Origin of the sequence: Paractinoplanes hotanensis (genome assembly GCF_023717965.1) — a bacterium.
Lineage (GTDB): Bacteria > Actinomycetota > Actinomycetes > Mycobacteriales > Micromonosporaceae > Actinoplanes > Actinoplanes polyasparticus.
On record NZ_JAMQOL010000018.1, the window covers coordinates 14,172 to 28,767 of the forward strand.

Sequence of the window (14,596 nt, forward strand, 5' to 3'; positions counted from 1 at the left end):
GTGCGAGCTCTCCCGGCCGCGGCCCTCGCGGTGGTCACCCTGCTGGCGTACGGGGCCCTGCCCGTCCACGCCCGTCCGGCGGCCCCGAGGATCACCTGGGCCGCCTGCCCCGAGGACGCCGGGGTGCAGTGCGGCACTATCAAGGTCCCGGCCGACCACGCCCGCCCGACCGGCCCGGCGATCACGCTGACCATGGCGCGCCGCCCGGCCGGCGACCCCGCCCGCCGGATCGGCACGCTGCTGGTCAACCCGGGCGGACCGGGCGGATCGGCCGTCGACTTCACGTTCAACGCCTACTCGTTCTTCGGCGCGGAGGTGCGCGCGAGGTTCGACATCGTCGGGATGGACCCGCGCGGGGTGGGGCGCAGCTCGCCCGTGCTCTGCTCGCGCGACCTGGTCGACACGCAACCGTCCGTGCTGATCGAGTCGGAGCAGCAGTACGCCGCCATGCTCGCGTACAACCGCAAGCTGGCCGCCGACTGCGCCGCCCGCAGCGGCCCGGTCTTCGGCCATGTCGACACGGCCGCCGTCGCGCGCGACCTGGACACCGTCCGCGGGGCCCTGGGCGAGCAGAAGATCACGTTCTACGGCGCCTCGTACGGCACGTTGCTCGGCCAGCAGTACGCCGAGCGCTACCCCGACCGGCTGCGCGGCCTGGTGCTCGACGGCGTGATGGACCACAGCGCCGATCTCGACCGTTTCCTCGTGCAGGAGACCGCGGCCGCCCAGGACTCGTTCGACGAGTTCGTGAAGTGGTGCGCCCGCGACCAGAAGTGTGTGCTGCGCGGCCAGAACATCCCGAAGCTCTTCGTCGCCGCGCTGGCCCGGGCCCGGGCCGGTCAGCTGATCAACCCGTACGACCCGCCCAACAAGCTCGGCGCCGCCCAGCTGACCATGGCCGCGTTCACCGCGTTCTACGACCCGCAGTGGTATTCGTTCGCCTACTACCTGCGCGACGCGATGATGACCGGCCGCCGGGCCGCCCCGAGAGCCGCGCCGGCGATCGACCTCATCGACCACAGCTTCGCGCCGGTCTTCTGCGAGGACTGGCGCTTCCCGGTCACCGGCTACGCCGACCTCCAGCGCCGCCTGCGGGCGCCGGCCGCCTCCGCGCCGCAGATGCTGGTCTCGCCGCTCGCCATGACCGCTGTCGCCGGTTGCCTGGGCTGGCCCTCGCCACCGGACAACCCGCAGCGCCCGGTGCCGCCGCTGACCGGCCCGGCGTCGGCCCTGCTGGTCAACTCGGTGCACGACCCGGCCACCGCCTACGCGTGGGCGCAGCAGGTGACCGCGCGGCTCGGCCCGTCGGCGCGGTTGCTCACCTACGACGGCTGGGGTCACGTCGTCTACAAGAAGAGCCCGTGCGTGTCCGCCGCGGTCGACCGGTATCTGCTCACCGGAGCGCTGGTGGCGGCCGGCACGCGCTGCCCGGCGGTCGAGCCGCCTCCGTTCGGCGTCGGGTAGCTTCTGCTCACGTGTCGTCCTCTGTCGTCCTGGCCCGCTATCTGGGCGTGGCGGTCTGTGCCCGCCTGGCCGACGAGGGCGCCCGGGTGGCGATCCTGCTGCTCGTGCTCGACCGCACCGGCAGCACCTCGCTGGCCGGCGGGCTGATCGCCGCGCTGATGGTGCCGCACGTGCTGGCGGCGCCGCTCGTCGGCTCGTTCGCCGACGCGGCCCGCAACCGTCGCCTGCTCTATGCGGTCGCCTACCTTACCTACGCCGCTTGTCTGGGCGCCGCCGCGCTGCTGGTGGGCCGGTCCACGGCGGGAGCGGTGGCGGCGCTGATCGTGGCCGGCTGCGTCGCCCCGCTGCTGATCGGCGGGCTGAGCAGCCTGCTCGGCGACCTCGTGCCGGGGCGGCTGGAGCGGGCGTTCGGGCTCGACGTGATGTCGTACAGCGTGGCCGGGATCGCCGGGCCCGCCCTGGCCGCGGTGCTGGCCGGGCTGGCCGGGGCAGCCTGGGCCACGGCCGGACTGGCCTCGCTGGTGGTGATCTCGGCGGCGCTGGTGATCACACTGCCGTTGCCGGTGGGCACGGGGCCGAGGCGGCTCGCCTCACCGTTCGCGGCGCTCGGGCTGATGTGGCGGCGCCCGAGGCTGGGCGCGGTCACCGCCGGCACGATCTTCAGCATGGTCGGCGTCGGCGCCCTGCCGCTGGTCGCGGCCCTGCTGGCGGCACAGCAGAACCGGCCCGAGCTGACCGGCGTGATCCTGTCGGCGGGCGCGGCCGGCGGGCTGGCCGGCTCGCTGCTGCTGACCCGCCGGCCGATCCGCCGGTGGCGGCCGGAGTGGGTGGTGGCCGTCTCGCTGGGTCTCAGCGCGGCGCCGCTCCTGATCCTGATCTTTCTGCCCGGCGGCTGGATCGGCCTGCCGTTCTTCGCGCTCGCCGGTGGGCTGGGCGTCCCGGTGTCGGTCGCTGTCTTCGCCGTCCGCGACCAGGAGTCCCCGCCCGGCCTCCGCACGCAGGTGTTCACGCTCGGCGCCGGGCTCAAGGTCACCGCGGCTGCGGCCGGGGCCGCCGGGGCCGGGCTGGCGGCGGGCCTCGGCGCCCCCGCTCTGCTCGCCGCGGTGGCGGCCTGCCAGGTGCTGGGTGCGATCGCCGTCGTTCTGGTGTGCCGCGTCACTCCGGCGACCGAACCGGCGGATAGTATCGTTAGCCAGGCTAACTAGATCGTCACCTCAGGAGGCGCCGTTGAGCCGCCGCGCACCCCGGGCGTCCATCGATCCGGACGTCGGCAAGAGCTGGTTGCGCCGCGCGCTACCCCTCGTCAAGGCGCATCGGGCGCTGCTGATCACGTCGCTCGTGCTCTCGTTCGCCGGCCTGATCGTGCAGGTGCAGATCCCCAACCTGGTCCGCATCGGCATCGACCGGGCCATCGTCGACCGGACGGCCCAGCTCGGCACGTACGTCTGGTGGATCGTCGGCTTCGCCCTGCTGCAAGGCCTGATCAACTTCGCGGCCCGGCTCTACCTGCTGCGCACCGCCTACGAGCTCGAGTACGACCTCCGCAACATCGTCTACACCCACCTCGTCCGCATGCCGTTCGGCTTCTACGACCGGGTGCAGACCGGCGAGCTGATGTCGCGCTCCGGCTCCGACATCCGCGCCGTGCAAATGTACCTGTCGTTCGGCCCGTCGATCCTGGTCCAGTGCCTGATCGCGGTGGTCGCCTTCGGACTGATGCTCTCGATCAACGTGCCGCTGGCGATCGTCGCCATGGCCACCATGCCGGTCATCGGGATCCTCGGCGTGACGATGCGCAAGGCGATCTTCCCGGTGTCCTGGATGATCCAGGCCCGCCTGGCCCAGCTGGCCACTGTCGTCGACGAGAACATCCAGGGCGTACGCATCGTGAAGGCGTTCGCCGCGGAGGGCCGGCAGCTGCGCACGCTGGCCGAGAGCGCCGACCGCATCCGGTGGGCCTACCGCCAGGACGCGCGCATCCGCAGCCGCTGGAACCCGTTGCTCGACAACCTGCCCCGGCTCGGGCTGGCGCTGGTGCTGCTGGTCGGCGGCTACATGGTGATCGACGGCAGCACCACGGTCGGCACGATCGTCGCCTTCAACTCGTACGTCCTGATGCTCCAGCCGCCGTTCCGGATGCTCGGCATGATGATCATGATGGGGCAGCGGGCGTCGGCGTCGGCCCGCCGCATCTACGAGATCCTCGATACGCCGAGCGAGGTCGTGGACGGCCCCGATCCGCTCGTCGTGCCGTTGCGCGGTGACCTCGCGTTCGAGAACGTCAGTTTCGCCTACCCGAACGGCACCCCCGCACTCGACGGCTTGAATCTGCGCGTACGCCCGGGGGAGACGGTCGCCGTGGTCGGCGGCACCGGGTCGGGCAAGTCGACGCTCGGCCGGCTGGCGGCCCGGTTCTACGACGTCACCGAGGGGCGGGTGACGATCGACGGGCACGACGTGCGCTCGCTGTCGCTGGCGTCCCTGCGCGAACAGGTGGGCATCGTGCCCGACGAGCCGTTCCTGTTCTCGCTGTCCCTGCACGACAACATCGCGTACGGGAAACCGCACGCCACCCGCGACGAGGTCATCACGGCGGCGGTGGCGGCCGGCGCCGACGAGTTCATCCGGGACCTGCCCGACGGCTACGACACGGTCGTGGGGGAGCGCGGCTACACGCTCAGCGGCGGGCAGCGGCAGCGAGTCGCGATCGCCCGGGCGCTGCTGGTCAACCCGCCCGTGCTGGTGCTCGACGACGCCACCAGCGCCATCGACGTCACCGTGGAGCAGCGCATCCACGCCTCGCTGCGCGACCAGATGCGCGGGCGCACGACGCTCATCGTGGCCCACCGGCTCTCGACCATCGGCCTGGCCGACCGGGTCGTGCTCATGGAAGCGGGCCGTGTGATCGCCGACGGCACCCACGCCTCGCTGCTCGAATCGGAGCCGCGGTATGCGCAGGTGCTGGCGGCAACAATCTCCTCCGACTCCTCTGACTCCTCAGGCGGCGGCCCACCCACGTCCTCCACGCGCGCGGCTGATGCGGGGGTGGCCGCGAAATGAGCATGTTCGGAGGCGGCTTCGGGGGCTTCAACGTCGGTGGCCGGCCGACCATGGGCGCGGCCGGGCGCAAGGGCAACGGGCTGCCGTTCGCCGGCATTCCGGAGGACCTGCAGGCGGGTGTGGCGAAGCTCGAATCGCGCGAGCCCTCCCATGGCGACCCGGGTGTGGCGTTCGACCCGGTGGGCGACTCGGGGGGCAGGATCTCGCTGAGCCGCCTGTTGATCGGGCGGCCCGGCCTGCTGCTCGCGGCGTCGGTCGCGATCCTGGTCGAGACCCTGCTGCTGCAGGCCGGGCCCTACCTCGTCCAGGTGGGAATCGACCACGGCGTAGCCGCCGGGAACCTGCGCGTGCTCATCGTCGCCACGATCTGCTTCGTCGCCGCGGTGCTGCTCACCGGCCTGGCCACCGCCATCCGCATGCGCAAGAGCGGCCTGCTCGCCGCGGCCGCCACCCGTGACCTGCGCGTCCGCGTCTTCGCCCACCTGCAGCGGATGTCGCTCGACTACTACACCCGCGAGAAGGCCGGCGTCACCATGACCCGGATGACGTCCGACGTGGAGTCGTTGCAGAGCCTGCTCCAGGACGGCTTCGCGCAGTTCCTCATCCAGGGCCTGACCATGGTCGTCGTCACCGGGCTGCTGTTCCACTACAACCCCACGCTGGCCCTGATCACGCTGGTGCTGGTCGTGCCGCCGCTGACCGTCGCCTCACTGTGGTTCCGGCACGCGGCCGACCGCGGCTACAACCGCCAGCGCGACGCGATCGCCGCCATGTTCGCCGACCTCGCCGAAAGCCTCAACGGCGTACGCGTGGTGACGGCCCACAACCGGCAGGACCGCAACGTCGTCGCCCACCGCGAGGTCGTCGGCGGTTACCGCGACGCCAACGACTTCACCGGCCGGATCAACGCCGTGTACGGTCCCGGCACGTCCGTGATCGGCCTGATCGCGATGGCCGTGCTGCTGCTGATCGGCGGCCGGATGGTGCTGCGGGGCACGCTCACGATCGGCGAGCTGACCGCGTTCGTCCTCTACATCAACTCCTTCTTCCAGCCGGTGCAGCAACTGGTCCAGCTCTACACGCAGTACCAGCAGGGCAAGGCGGCCATCGGCAAGATCCGCGGCTTGCTGGCTCTCGCGCCCGCTGTCGCTGAGAAAGCCGGGGCGGCTGCGCTTCCCCCGGTCCGCGGCGAGATCGTCTTCGACGACGTCACGTTCGGCTACCTGCCCGACCGGCCGGTCCTCGATGGCGTGAACCTGCACATCTCGCCGGGCGAGACCGTGGCGTGCGTCGGCCCGACCGGCGCCGGCAAGTCGACGCTGGCCAAGCTGGTGACCCGCTTCTACGACCCGTCGGCCGGCCGCATCCTGATCGACGGTCACGACCTGCGCGACGTCACCCTGTCGTCGCTGCGCACCCAGATCGGCGTCGTCCCGCAGGAGCCGTTCCTGTTCGCCGGCTCGCTGCGCGACAACATCGCGTTCGCCCGTCCGGCCGCCACCGATGCCGAAGTCTGGGCTGCCGTCGACGCCGTCGGGCTGCGCGAGCTGGTTGAACGCTCACCGGAGGGCCTGGACACCCCGCTGCACGAACGCGGCCAGTCCGTGTCGTCCGGCGAGCGGCAGTTGCTGGCGCTGGCCCGCGCCTTCCTGGCCGAGCCGCGGGTGGTCGTGCTCGACGAGGCCACCTCGAGCCTGGACCTGCGCTCCGAGCTGCGGGTCGAGGCCGCCCTGGACGCCCTGCTCGACGGCCGTACGGCGATCCTGGTCGCCCATCGCCTGTCGACGGCGATGCGGGCCGACCGGATCATCGTGGTCGACGACCATCGCATCATCGAGACCGGTTCGCACGCCGAACTGGTCGCCGCCGGCGGCCGGTACGCGGACATGTTCGCGACCTGGGCGGCGCACTCCTGACGTCGTCGCGGTGCTGCTTTCGTGGCTCGAGCAGCGCAACACCGGCGGATCTGGTAGGCAGAGATAGACGGAACGCTCTGCGCTACATCTTCGGAGGATCAATGCGGATTCGCCCGGTCCTAGGCGTGCTAACTCTCTCCGGGGCGCTGCTCGTCGCGCCCTCACCGGCCTTCGCCGGCGGTGGTCCCGCTCCGGCCCTCGGCCCGACGGCGACGGGGTACGGCGGCGCGGTGTCCACGGTCGACCCGACCGCCACCGCCGTCGGCATCGACGTGCTGCGGCGCGGCGGCAACGCGGTCGACGCCGCGGTCGCGGCGGCGGCCACCCTCGGCGTCACCGAGCCGTTCTCAGCCGGCATCGGCGGCGGCGGCTTCTTCGTCTACTACGACGCCCGCAAACGCAGCGTCCAGACCATCGACGGCCGCGAGTCCGGCCCCGCCACGATGAAAGAGTCCCACTTCATCGACCCGGCCGACGGCCTTCCGTACGACTTCGCCGAGGCCCGCGTCTCCGGCCTCTCGGTCGGCACACCCGGCACCCTGGCCACCTGGGAATCCGCCACCAAGAAGTGGGGCACCAGGTCGCTGGCCAGCCTGCTCCAGCCGGCGGCCAAGGTCGCCGACCGCGGCTTCCCGGTCGACGCCACGTTCCGCCAGCAGATCGCCGACAACGCCGCGCCCTTCGGCCAGTTCGACTCCACCAAAGCGCTGTACCTGCCCGGCGGTCAGCCGCCCGCCGTCGGCTCGATCCAGCGCAACCCCGACCTGGCCGACACCTACCGCCTGATCGCCCGCCAGGGCACCGGCGTCCTCTACCGGGGCGCGGTCGCGCGGGACATCGTGCGCACGGTGCAGAACCCCCCGGTCTCGTCCACACCGGCCGGCGCCTGGGCCTACCCCATCCGCCCCGGCACGCTGACCCTGTCCGACCTGGCCCGCTACGACCTGCGCCACCCCGCACCGACCCGGTCGACGTTCCGTGACCTCACCGTCTACGGCATGAACACCCCGTCCAGCGGCGGCATCGCCGTGAGCGAGGCCCTCAACATCCTCGAGACCGCCGGTCTGTCCAAGTCGGACGTCACCAAGGCACTGCACTACTACCTCGAGGCGACGGCGCTGTCGTTCGCCGACCGCAACCGCTACGTCGGCGCGTACACCCCGCAGCCGGTCGTCAAGAAGCTCATCTCGGACGAATGGGCAAAGCAGCGCGCCTGCCAGATCAACCCGGCGAAGGCCCTCACCAAGCCCGTCCCGCCCGGCAACCTGAACGACTCGGGCTGCACCCCGGCGAAGGCCGGCGGCCCCACCGAGCAGGGTCAGAGCACGACGAACCTGACCGTGGCCGACCGCTGGGGCAACATCGTCGAATACACGTTCACGATCGAGCAGACCGGCGGCAACGCCATGGTCGTCCCCGGCCGCGGCTTCCTGCTCAACAACGAGCTCACCGACTTCAACTTCACCAACACCCAGGCCCCCGCGGCCGACCCCAACCTGCCCGGCCCCAACAAGCGCCCGCGCAGCTCGATGTCCCCCACCATCGTCCTCAAGGACGGCAAGCCGTTCCTCGCCCTGGGCTCGCCCGGCGGCGCCACCATCATCACCACGGTCCTGCAGATCCTGCTCAACCGCGTGGTCCTGGGCCAATCCCTGCCCCAGGCGATGGCCGCACCCCGCGCCTCCCAGCGCAACTCAGCCGGCATCCAGGCCGAGCCCGCCTTCCGTACGACCTACGGGCCGTCCCTGACCGCGCTGGGCCACACCTTCGCGGCCGACGTCCCCGAACTGGGCGCCGCCACAGCCATCGAGTTCACCAAACACGGCGGCTTCATAGCCTCAGCCGAACCCGCCCGCCGAGGCTCCGGCGCCGCCGCAGTCGTCCATCCAGCTCGCTGACCCCCATCTGATCGTGGGGCCCGGCCGGCCCGTCCGGCCGGGCCCCACGCTGCGGCGACTGTCGCTCTCAACGGCGGATGACGCACCAAGAGAGCTCGCCAACCGGCGTCATGGTCGGCTGGACAACCACGTGTCCGGGGATAGGGCGGCGGGCTGCGCAACAAGACGCAGTTCAAGGGATCATCCCCGCGCACGCGGGGATGGTCCCATCTCGTACGAGAAGGACCGCGACCGGTGAAGCTGCTCCCCGCGCACACGGCGATGATCCGGACAACGGGTTGGCCGAGATCACCGGCATTGGCTGCTTCCCGCGCATGCAGGTGATGGGCCCGACCTGCGAGGTCAACCCCATCGAGGAGCCGCCCCTGCCCGCCGCGTACGCGGGATGTTCCCTTCTACACCCACACCGGCATCGTCGTGAATCTCTGCTCCCCGCGAGCGCGGGGGATGGTCCGACATGGCGATCAACGCCGTGCTGCGATGACTCCTGCCTTGAGCGCATGCGGATGACCCCAGCGGCTTGATCAACCAGCTACCCAAGCTGTCCTGCTCCGGGTAGGTCTTCCGCGCGGCACTGATTGGGACGTAGATCGATTTGCAGCACTTCTGCCAGCTTTTTTACGGTCGAGGGCTGACGAACGAGCCGCGACCGGCCACTGTGTAGACAAGACCGCGTTCTCGCAGCTCGGCGATCGCGTGGCGAGCGGTAGCGCGCGCCACGCCCCAGCGCTGGCGGATGTCGTTCTCGCTGGCGATGGGCGAGTCCACGGGAGCCTTGGCGATCTCCTGAGCGAGCTCTTCCGCGATCATCACGTACACCGGGCGGGGCGTCCGGTGACGATAAGGCTCCTGGATCTCATCGCTCATAGGGCGACAGTAGGCGGGTGCCTATGCCTATCTCCCACCATCAACGCTTACATACGTATGCATGGATAAGTTCTTGAGTGCCGGTTGAAACTTGCTTCGGACCGCAGGGATCACTTGATCCCCTGCTGGCAGCTCGGCCCCGACGTGTTCACGGCGTCGGGGCGAGCGGCGCCGTAGAAGCCCTCGCGTCCGAGGTCTCGGTGTGGGGCGTGACGGCGAAACCGCAGATCGTCGGCCGTCATGACCGGTTCGTCCTTCCTGAGAACTGCTTTCAGCTTGCTCCCGTACCGTTCTTGGTTCCGATCTTGAAGGGAGTGAATCCGCCTTGGGCGGCTATGGGTGGCAGGTTGTACTGGTTGTTGTGCTGGTGCTGTTGAATGCCGCGTTCGCCGGCAGTGAGATGGCGCTGATCTCGTTGCGGGACAGTCAGCTCCAGCGCCTCGAGCGCCGCTCCAAAGCGGGCGCCACGCTGGCCAAGCTGGCCCGCGACCCCAACCGGTTCCTGGCCACGATCCAGATCGGCATCACGCTGGCCGGCTTCCTGGCGTCGGCCTCGGCCGCGGTCTCGCTTTCCCGGCCGTTGACCGGGCCGCTCGGGTTCCTGGGCGGGGCTGCCGAGCCGGTCGCGATTGTGCTCGTCACCATCGTGCTGACGTTCTTCACGTTGGTCGTGGGTGAGCTGGCGCCCAAGCGGATCGCCATGCAGCGGGCCGAGAGCTGGGCTCTGATGGTCGCCCGGCCGCTCGACATGCTCTCGACACTGTCCCGGCCCGTGATCTGGCTGCTCGGCCGGTCGACGGACATGGTCGTACGGCTGACCGGCAGCGATCCCGACGCGGCGCGCGAGGAAGTGTCGACTGAGGAGATCCGGGACCTCGTCACCCAGCAGCAGGAGTTCACGCCGGAGCAGCGCACCATCATCAGCGGCGCGTTCGAGATCGCCGACCGGGTGTTGCGCGAGATCCTCGTACCGCGAAGGGATGTCGTGACCCTCACGGCCGACGTGTCAGCGCACGAGGCGCTGCGGAAACTGGTCGCCGGCGGGCATTCGCGGGCGCCCGTCACCGGGCCGATGGGGCTCGACGACGTACTCGGGGTGGTGCACCTGCGTGACCTGATCGACGCGACCGGCGTGGTCGGCGACCACATGTTCGCCCCGACGTTCCTGCCCGACTCGCTCAAGGTCTCCGACGCCATGCGCCAGCTGCGGGTCGACCGTCAGCAGCTGGCGCTGGTGGTCGACGAGCGCGGCGCGATCGACGGCATCGTCACCATGGAGGACCTGGTCGAGGAGGTCGTCGGCGAGATCTACGACGAGGCCGACCGCGACGTGCAGTCGGTGGTCCGCGAGGGAGACGGGGCGATGCTGCTGCCGGGCACGTTCCCGGTGCACGACCTGCCCGACATCGGCGTCGACGCGACCAACCTGATCGACGGCGACTACACGACGATCGCCGGGCTGGTGCTGGCGCGGCTGGGCCACATCCCGACCGGCCCGGGCGAGGTGGTGGCCATCGACGGCCATTCGGCCGAGGTGGTCGAGGTTACCGGTCGCGCCATCACCGGCGTACGGCTGAGGGCCGTGACCACCGGGGCCGAGGAGCAGCCGGCCTCGTAGCGGACGCAGATTCGCGGATTCGCCACAGGCGCGGTTTTGCAGTAGGCGCAGCTTCGTGGACTCGCCGCAGCCCGGCCGTGTAGAGGGCGCAGTCTCGCGGACTCGCAGTCGGCACAGCTTCGCGGACTCGCCGCACGTGCCCGGCCTAACTGGCCTCGTAGTGACGCAGTCTTACCGGCTGGCCGTCCGGCCCGGCCCAGTCGGCGTCCGAGACATGGGTGAAGCGCCAGCCCGTTGCCTCGTAGAAAGCGACTGCGGCCGACCGTTGCTCGTCGACGACGTTCAACGTGAGGCTGTAGCCGCGCTCGGCCGCCCACGCTTTCGCCCGCTCGACCAACGCCCGCCCGATTGAGACGCCGCGCTCCAGCCTTCCTTCTTCCCGGAGCGGCGGCTCCTCCTCGCTGCGGACGCGGGGTGATCGGCTGCGGCGGCGCGCTTCCGGAATGACGAAGAGGCGGCACAATTCGCCCCGGCCCTCGATTTCCCGCACGGCGACGTGCCCGGTGATCGTGCCGTCGGCCGCCTCGGTGACCCAGGCCGCGTCGGCCGGGGCCAGCCAGGCTCGCGGATCGCGGGGCCAGTTCAACGGGTACCCGTCGGCCTCGTGGACCAGGCGCAACGCCTCCACACAGCGATCCAAGTCCTTGTCGCGTCGTGAACGGATGAACACTGCCCCTCCGGCTGGAACCTGATGGTTGATCCAAGCAGGTGCTTCCGGACCGTCGTGAAGCATCGCATCCTCCGACCCTCTCATCACGCCCTCACAGCGGGCACCTTAGAACCGCGGTTCGGTCGCGCCTGTTCGGCCCCCGGGCGATGTCGTGACGGTGCGCTTGAAATCACGACAGGCTTTCGATGAAGGGGGCCTTGCCGGCGCGGTAGCGGGGACGGTCGTGGGAGTCCTCGGCGGCCAGGGACTGCTTGAGCTCGGCGTATGCGGCGGCGTCGGCCTGATGCGTACGCAAGTGGTCTCGGAAGGCGAGCAGGCGGGGCCAGACGTCGGCCGAGTTCTCGTAGATGTGCAGGTGGTGGGTGCGCCGGGCCTCGTCGGGGTAGCAGAACGACCACTTGCGTTTCTCGGCGTCGCCCGGTTCGGGGGCGTGTACCCAGCCCAGCGCGGCCAACGTCTGCTCGATGCCGCCCGCGTCGTACGAGTCGATGCGGGCAAGCATGTCGATGATCGGCTTGGCCGCCAGGCCGGGGACGGCCGTGCTGCCGATGTGTTCGACAGGGCCGGTCAGCCACGGGAGCAGGGCCGGCTCGACGCGGGCGCGCTGCTGCTCGAAAGCGTCGGGCCAACTCACGTCGTACGGAAGGATTTTGATCGGATCTTGTCTCATGCGCGCCTCCAGAACTGGCGGGCGGCGAAGCCCTCGCGGCGCAGCCAGTGTTCGGTGTAGACGATGCGGTCGGGTTCGAGGACGACCAGGGTGTCGCGGGGTGGCTCGGTGACAGGGCGGCCCTGCTCGGCGTGCTCGTTCTCCCAGCGGAAGGCCGGCCAGTAGCGCTCGCGCTCGGGGTTGTCGCCGCCCAGCACGCGTGCCCGGCCGAACAATTGCGCGCCGCGGCTGCTGGCCAGGCCGACCAGCGGCGCGAAGATGCCGACCGAGACGCGCGGGTCGGCGGCGATGTTGCGGACCTTGGGCGACCGCGGCGAGGCGGTGAACATGACGGCGAAGCCGAGCGAGTAGTAACGCACCGGAGTGGCCAGCGGGCCGTCGTCACCGGTGGTGGCCAGCACGCACATGTTCTGCGAGGACAGCAGGTTGAGGATGCGCTCCTCGAGCCGTTCGCGCGGCAGCCTTTCGGCCGGCATGGGCTCGGCGAGCCAGGGGCTGGCCGTCATGCGTGGTGGGTGGTGTCAATGATCAAGTCGGCCCGCTCACGGGTGCCGTCGGCCGCGAAGAACTCGTCTTCCTCGGCCATCCACGTGCGCCAGAGCTGCTCCTTGTCGTCGAACGTGTTGTCGCGGCGCAGGCCCCGGGCGAGGCGCAGCGATGCGGGGGCTTCAACCCAGATTGCGTACGCGACCCTGTTCATCGTCTCCCGCCGAGTGCACGTGACGCCCTCGAAGATCACGGTCGGCGCCCAGGGCTGCGTCTTCCACCCGCCGAGCGTGTCGCCGTGCCAATCTGACCAGTCGCGTGCCTGATACACGGCGTCGTCGCCGCGCAGCAGCGGGGTCAGCACCTGGGCGTCGAAGCGCGGCCACCAACCGGCGAAGTTGCCCCACGAGACGAAGTCGTCGATCTCGATGATCGGAGCGCTCAAGGCTTCGGCCAGCTGGCGGGCCAAGTGACTCTTGCCCGAGCCGCTGGGGCCGTCGATCCCGACGATGCGGATGCCGTCGACGGGCTCGCTGGCGGCAACTTTCCGGACGATGTCGGCGACCACGGAAGCAGCCTAACCAGTTCGCAGCCGCCGCGTCCGGTTCCAGTTGCGGTGATCAAGCCGCTGACCAGGGACTCGCAGAGCAGGTCCGGACACCGTCGCGTCGAACTGTCCGGGACCTACCTTGCGGCTTTCCGTGCAGGTCACCCGATTGCGGACCAGAAGGAACCCCTGAGGCGGGGTTCGTGGCGCCCCGACCCGGCGAGTACGGGTTACACCTCTGCGGCGGTTATCGAGACTCAACCCATCGGGTAGGCAGCGTAGACACGCTCGCGTTCTCGACGGGCAGCCTTCGCGGGGTCCGACTGGTCGTCGTTGGGGCGGTATTGGGCCAGTGACTCGTAGAAGCCGCTACTCGGCAATCCATTCTTGCCTGCGTTCACGACCAGCACCGGAAGCAAGACACCCTTCTCGGCCCATGAGCGCGCACTCACCGCGATCAGTGTGTCGATCATGGCTGGTCCCCGGACCGGTAGACCGGGGACGGTCGAACTCAGGCCGGAGTACGTCACCACATCCCGCATCTGGGCCTTGAGGACCAGGACCTCGTAGGTAGCTGCTACCACCTCGGGTCTCATCGTTGTTTTCCCGCTCCGTTGTCGCGCAGGTCGCGTAGCGTGCGTTGACTGTCTACATGCACCCAGTTGTGCCAACCGTCGATCTGCGACTGAGTGAAGTGCCGCAACGCTGGACTTGGCTCACGGAACGGCGCTGGGACGTCGTCCACTTGTAGACAGCCGCCTTCAGTGATCGTTGCCTCGAACACCTCATTAGTACGTTTGCGGCGGTGACGGACCTTGTCTCCCGGATGTACCAAACCATCCTCAATGAGCTTGGACAGACGGCCAACCGTCGAGACGCCGGGGGGTGACCCCGAGAATGGCTTAGCGGATGCGCTTTGCGTGACAGCTCCGACCTCAGCCAGCAGGCCTTTGATGACGTCGTTTGGCGTGTCGATGAACGGACGCGCGCGGTTCTGGAGTTGGACGAACACTTCGTCCTCGATCTCGATGGTCTGCATCGTGCCCCACTTCGGCTGACTTGGAGTCTTAGAGTGACAGAGTCAAAAGGTGGATGCAAGTGGCCAAGCGGAATTGCTTGCCCGGCGCGTACCCCGGCGGACTCGTGAACGCGGTCAACGACGGGTGAATCCGCAACCGGATTCCGGATTCCGGATTCCGCAAGGTCATCCGCCGGATCGGTCCCCATGCCGCAAGGTTCTGGGCGGATTTTGTCTCTGCTGTCTTGGCGAGTCTCAATGGATCAGCGATGGTTCGAGCATGGAAGGCCTGCCGGGCGTTGCTGAGGTGCTCGACGTCGAAGCTTTCGACGTCGAGTGGTTCGGCGAGGTTCGGCTTCCACTGTCGCGGGTCGTCGAGGTG

The 14,596-nt window shown here is 69.7% G+C and carries 13 protein-coding genes; 6 read left to right on the forward strand and 7 right to left on the reverse strand.

Annotation, left to right across the window (positions count from 1 at the left end; translation table 11 throughout):
* The 5 genes from LXN57_RS15215 (at nucleotide 1) to ggt (ending at nucleotide 8,338) form a co-directional block, all read left to right on the forward strand.
* Nucleotides 1–1,464 (forward strand): alpha/beta hydrolase, encoded by a 1,464-nt coding sequence (locus tag LXN57_RS15215; protein ID WP_251798816.1) that lies wholly within the window; start codon nucleotides 1–3, stop codon nucleotides 1,462–1,464.
* Between the two features lie 11 nt (nucleotides 1,465–1,475).
* Complete coding sequence (locus LXN57_RS15220; protein ID WP_251798817.1) at nucleotides 1,476–2,669, forward strand: MFS transporter; 1,194 nt, start codon at nucleotides 1,476–1,478, stop codon at nucleotides 2,667–2,669.
* A gap of 22 nt (nucleotides 2,670–2,691) precedes the next feature.
* On the forward strand, nucleotides 2,692–4,524 hold the full coding sequence (locus LXN57_RS15225; protein WP_251798818.1) for an ABC transporter ATP-binding protein: 1,833 nt from the start codon (nucleotides 2,692–2,694) through the stop codon (nucleotides 4,522–4,524).
* The gene (locus LXN57_RS15230; protein WP_251798819.1) at nucleotides 4,521–6,440 is read left to right on the forward strand and encodes an ABC transporter ATP-binding protein; all 1,920 of its coding nucleotides are present in this window, start codon (nucleotides 4,521–4,523) and stop codon (nucleotides 6,438–6,440) included. Before LXN57_RS15225 ends, LXN57_RS15230 begins: the two co-directional genes overlap by 4 nt.
* A 101-nt stretch (nucleotides 6,441–6,541) precedes the next feature.
* Nucleotides 6,542–8,338, forward strand: coding sequence for a gamma-glutamyltransferase (gene ggt, locus LXN57_RS15235; RefSeq protein WP_251798820.1), 1,797 nt, complete (start codon nucleotides 6,542–6,544; stop codon nucleotides 8,336–8,338).
* A gap of 618 nt (nucleotides 8,339–8,956) precedes the next feature.
* Here the strand turns inward: ggt and LXN57_RS15240 are convergent.
* On the reverse strand, nucleotides 8,957–9,205 hold the full coding sequence (locus tag LXN57_RS15240) for a GntR family transcriptional regulator (RefSeq protein ID WP_251798821.1): 249 nt from the start codon (nucleotides 9,203–9,205) through the stop codon (nucleotides 8,957–8,959).
* A 325-nt stretch (nucleotides 9,206–9,530) separates the two neighbouring features.
* On the opposite strand from LXN57_RS15240, the gene LXN57_RS15245 reads away from it, so the two are divergent.
* A complete protein-coding gene (locus LXN57_RS15245; RefSeq protein ID WP_251798822.1) occupies nucleotides 9,531–10,823 on the forward strand; it encodes a hemolysin family protein in 1,293 nt (430 codons plus the stop codon).
* Nucleotides 10,824–10,968: 145 nt separating this feature from the next.
* Here LXN57_RS15245 and LXN57_RS15250 read toward each other — a convergent pair whose 3' ends face one another.
* From LXN57_RS15250 to LXN57_RS15275, 6 genes are all read right to left on the reverse strand, one after another.
* Nucleotides 10,969–11,451 (reverse strand): GNAT family N-acetyltransferase, encoded by a 483-nt coding sequence (locus LXN57_RS15250; RefSeq protein ID WP_251798823.1) that lies wholly within the window; start codon nucleotides 11,449–11,451, stop codon nucleotides 10,969–10,971.
* A gap of 211 nt (nucleotides 11,452–11,662) precedes the next feature.
* Nucleotides 11,663–12,163, reverse strand: coding sequence for a GrpB family protein (locus LXN57_RS15255; protein ID WP_251798824.1), 501 nt, complete (start codon nucleotides 12,161–12,163; stop codon nucleotides 11,663–11,665).
* Nucleotides 12,160–12,669 carry a pyridoxamine 5'-phosphate oxidase family protein gene (locus LXN57_RS15260; RefSeq protein WP_251798825.1) on the reverse strand — a complete coding sequence of 170 codons (510 nt, stop codon included), beginning with the start codon at nucleotides 12,667–12,669 and terminating at the stop codon, nucleotides 12,160–12,162. Before LXN57_RS15260 ends, LXN57_RS15255 begins: the two co-directional genes overlap by 4 nt.
* A complete protein-coding gene (locus LXN57_RS15265; RefSeq protein ID WP_251798826.1) occupies nucleotides 12,666–13,217 on the reverse strand; it encodes a uridine kinase family protein in 552 nt (183 codons plus the stop codon). The genes LXN57_RS15260 and LXN57_RS15265 overlap by 4 nt, the downstream gene beginning before the upstream one ends.
* 236 nt (nucleotides 13,218–13,453) lie before the next feature.
* On the reverse strand, nucleotides 13,454–13,669 hold the full coding sequence (locus LXN57_RS15270; RefSeq protein WP_251798827.1) for a hypothetical protein: 216 nt from the start codon (nucleotides 13,667–13,669) through the stop codon (nucleotides 13,454–13,456).
* Nucleotides 13,670–13,788: 119 nt separating this feature from the next.
* Entirely contained in the window at nucleotides 13,789–14,235 is a 447-nt protein-coding gene (locus LXN57_RS15275) for a restriction system modified-DNA reader domain-containing protein (RefSeq protein WP_251798828.1), read from the reverse strand.
* Nucleotides 14,236–14,596 lie beyond the last annotated feature (361 nt).

Excerpts from the sequence above, each read along its gene's own strand:
- LXN57_RS15230 (WP_251798819.1), top strand. The coding sequence starts at position 4,521 with ATGAGCATGTTCGGAGGCGGCTTCGGGGGCTTCAACGTCGGTGGCCGG.
- ggt (WP_251798820.1), top strand. The coding sequence starts at position 6,542 with ATGCGGATTCGCCCGGTCCTAGGCGTGCTAACTCTCTCCGGGGCGCTG.
- LXN57_RS15240 (WP_251798821.1), bottom strand. The coding sequence starts at position 9,205 with ATGAGCGATGAGATCCAGGAGCCTTATCGTCACCGGACGCCCCGCCCG.
- LXN57_RS15255 (WP_251798824.1), bottom strand. The coding sequence starts at position 12,163 with ATGAGACAAGATCCGATCAAAATCCTTCCGTACGACGTGAGTTGGCCC.
- LXN57_RS15260 (WP_251798825.1), bottom strand. The coding sequence starts at position 12,669 with ATGACGGCCAGCCCCTGGCTCGCCGAGCCCATGCCGGCCGAAAGGCTG.
- LXN57_RS15270 (WP_251798827.1), bottom strand. The coding sequence starts at position 13,669 with ATGATCGACACACTGATCGCGGTGAGTGCGCGCTCATGGGCCGAGAAG.
- LXN57_RS15275 (WP_251798828.1), bottom strand. The coding sequence starts at position 14,235 with ATGCAGACCATCGAGATCGAGGACGAAGTGTTCGTCCAACTCCAGAAC.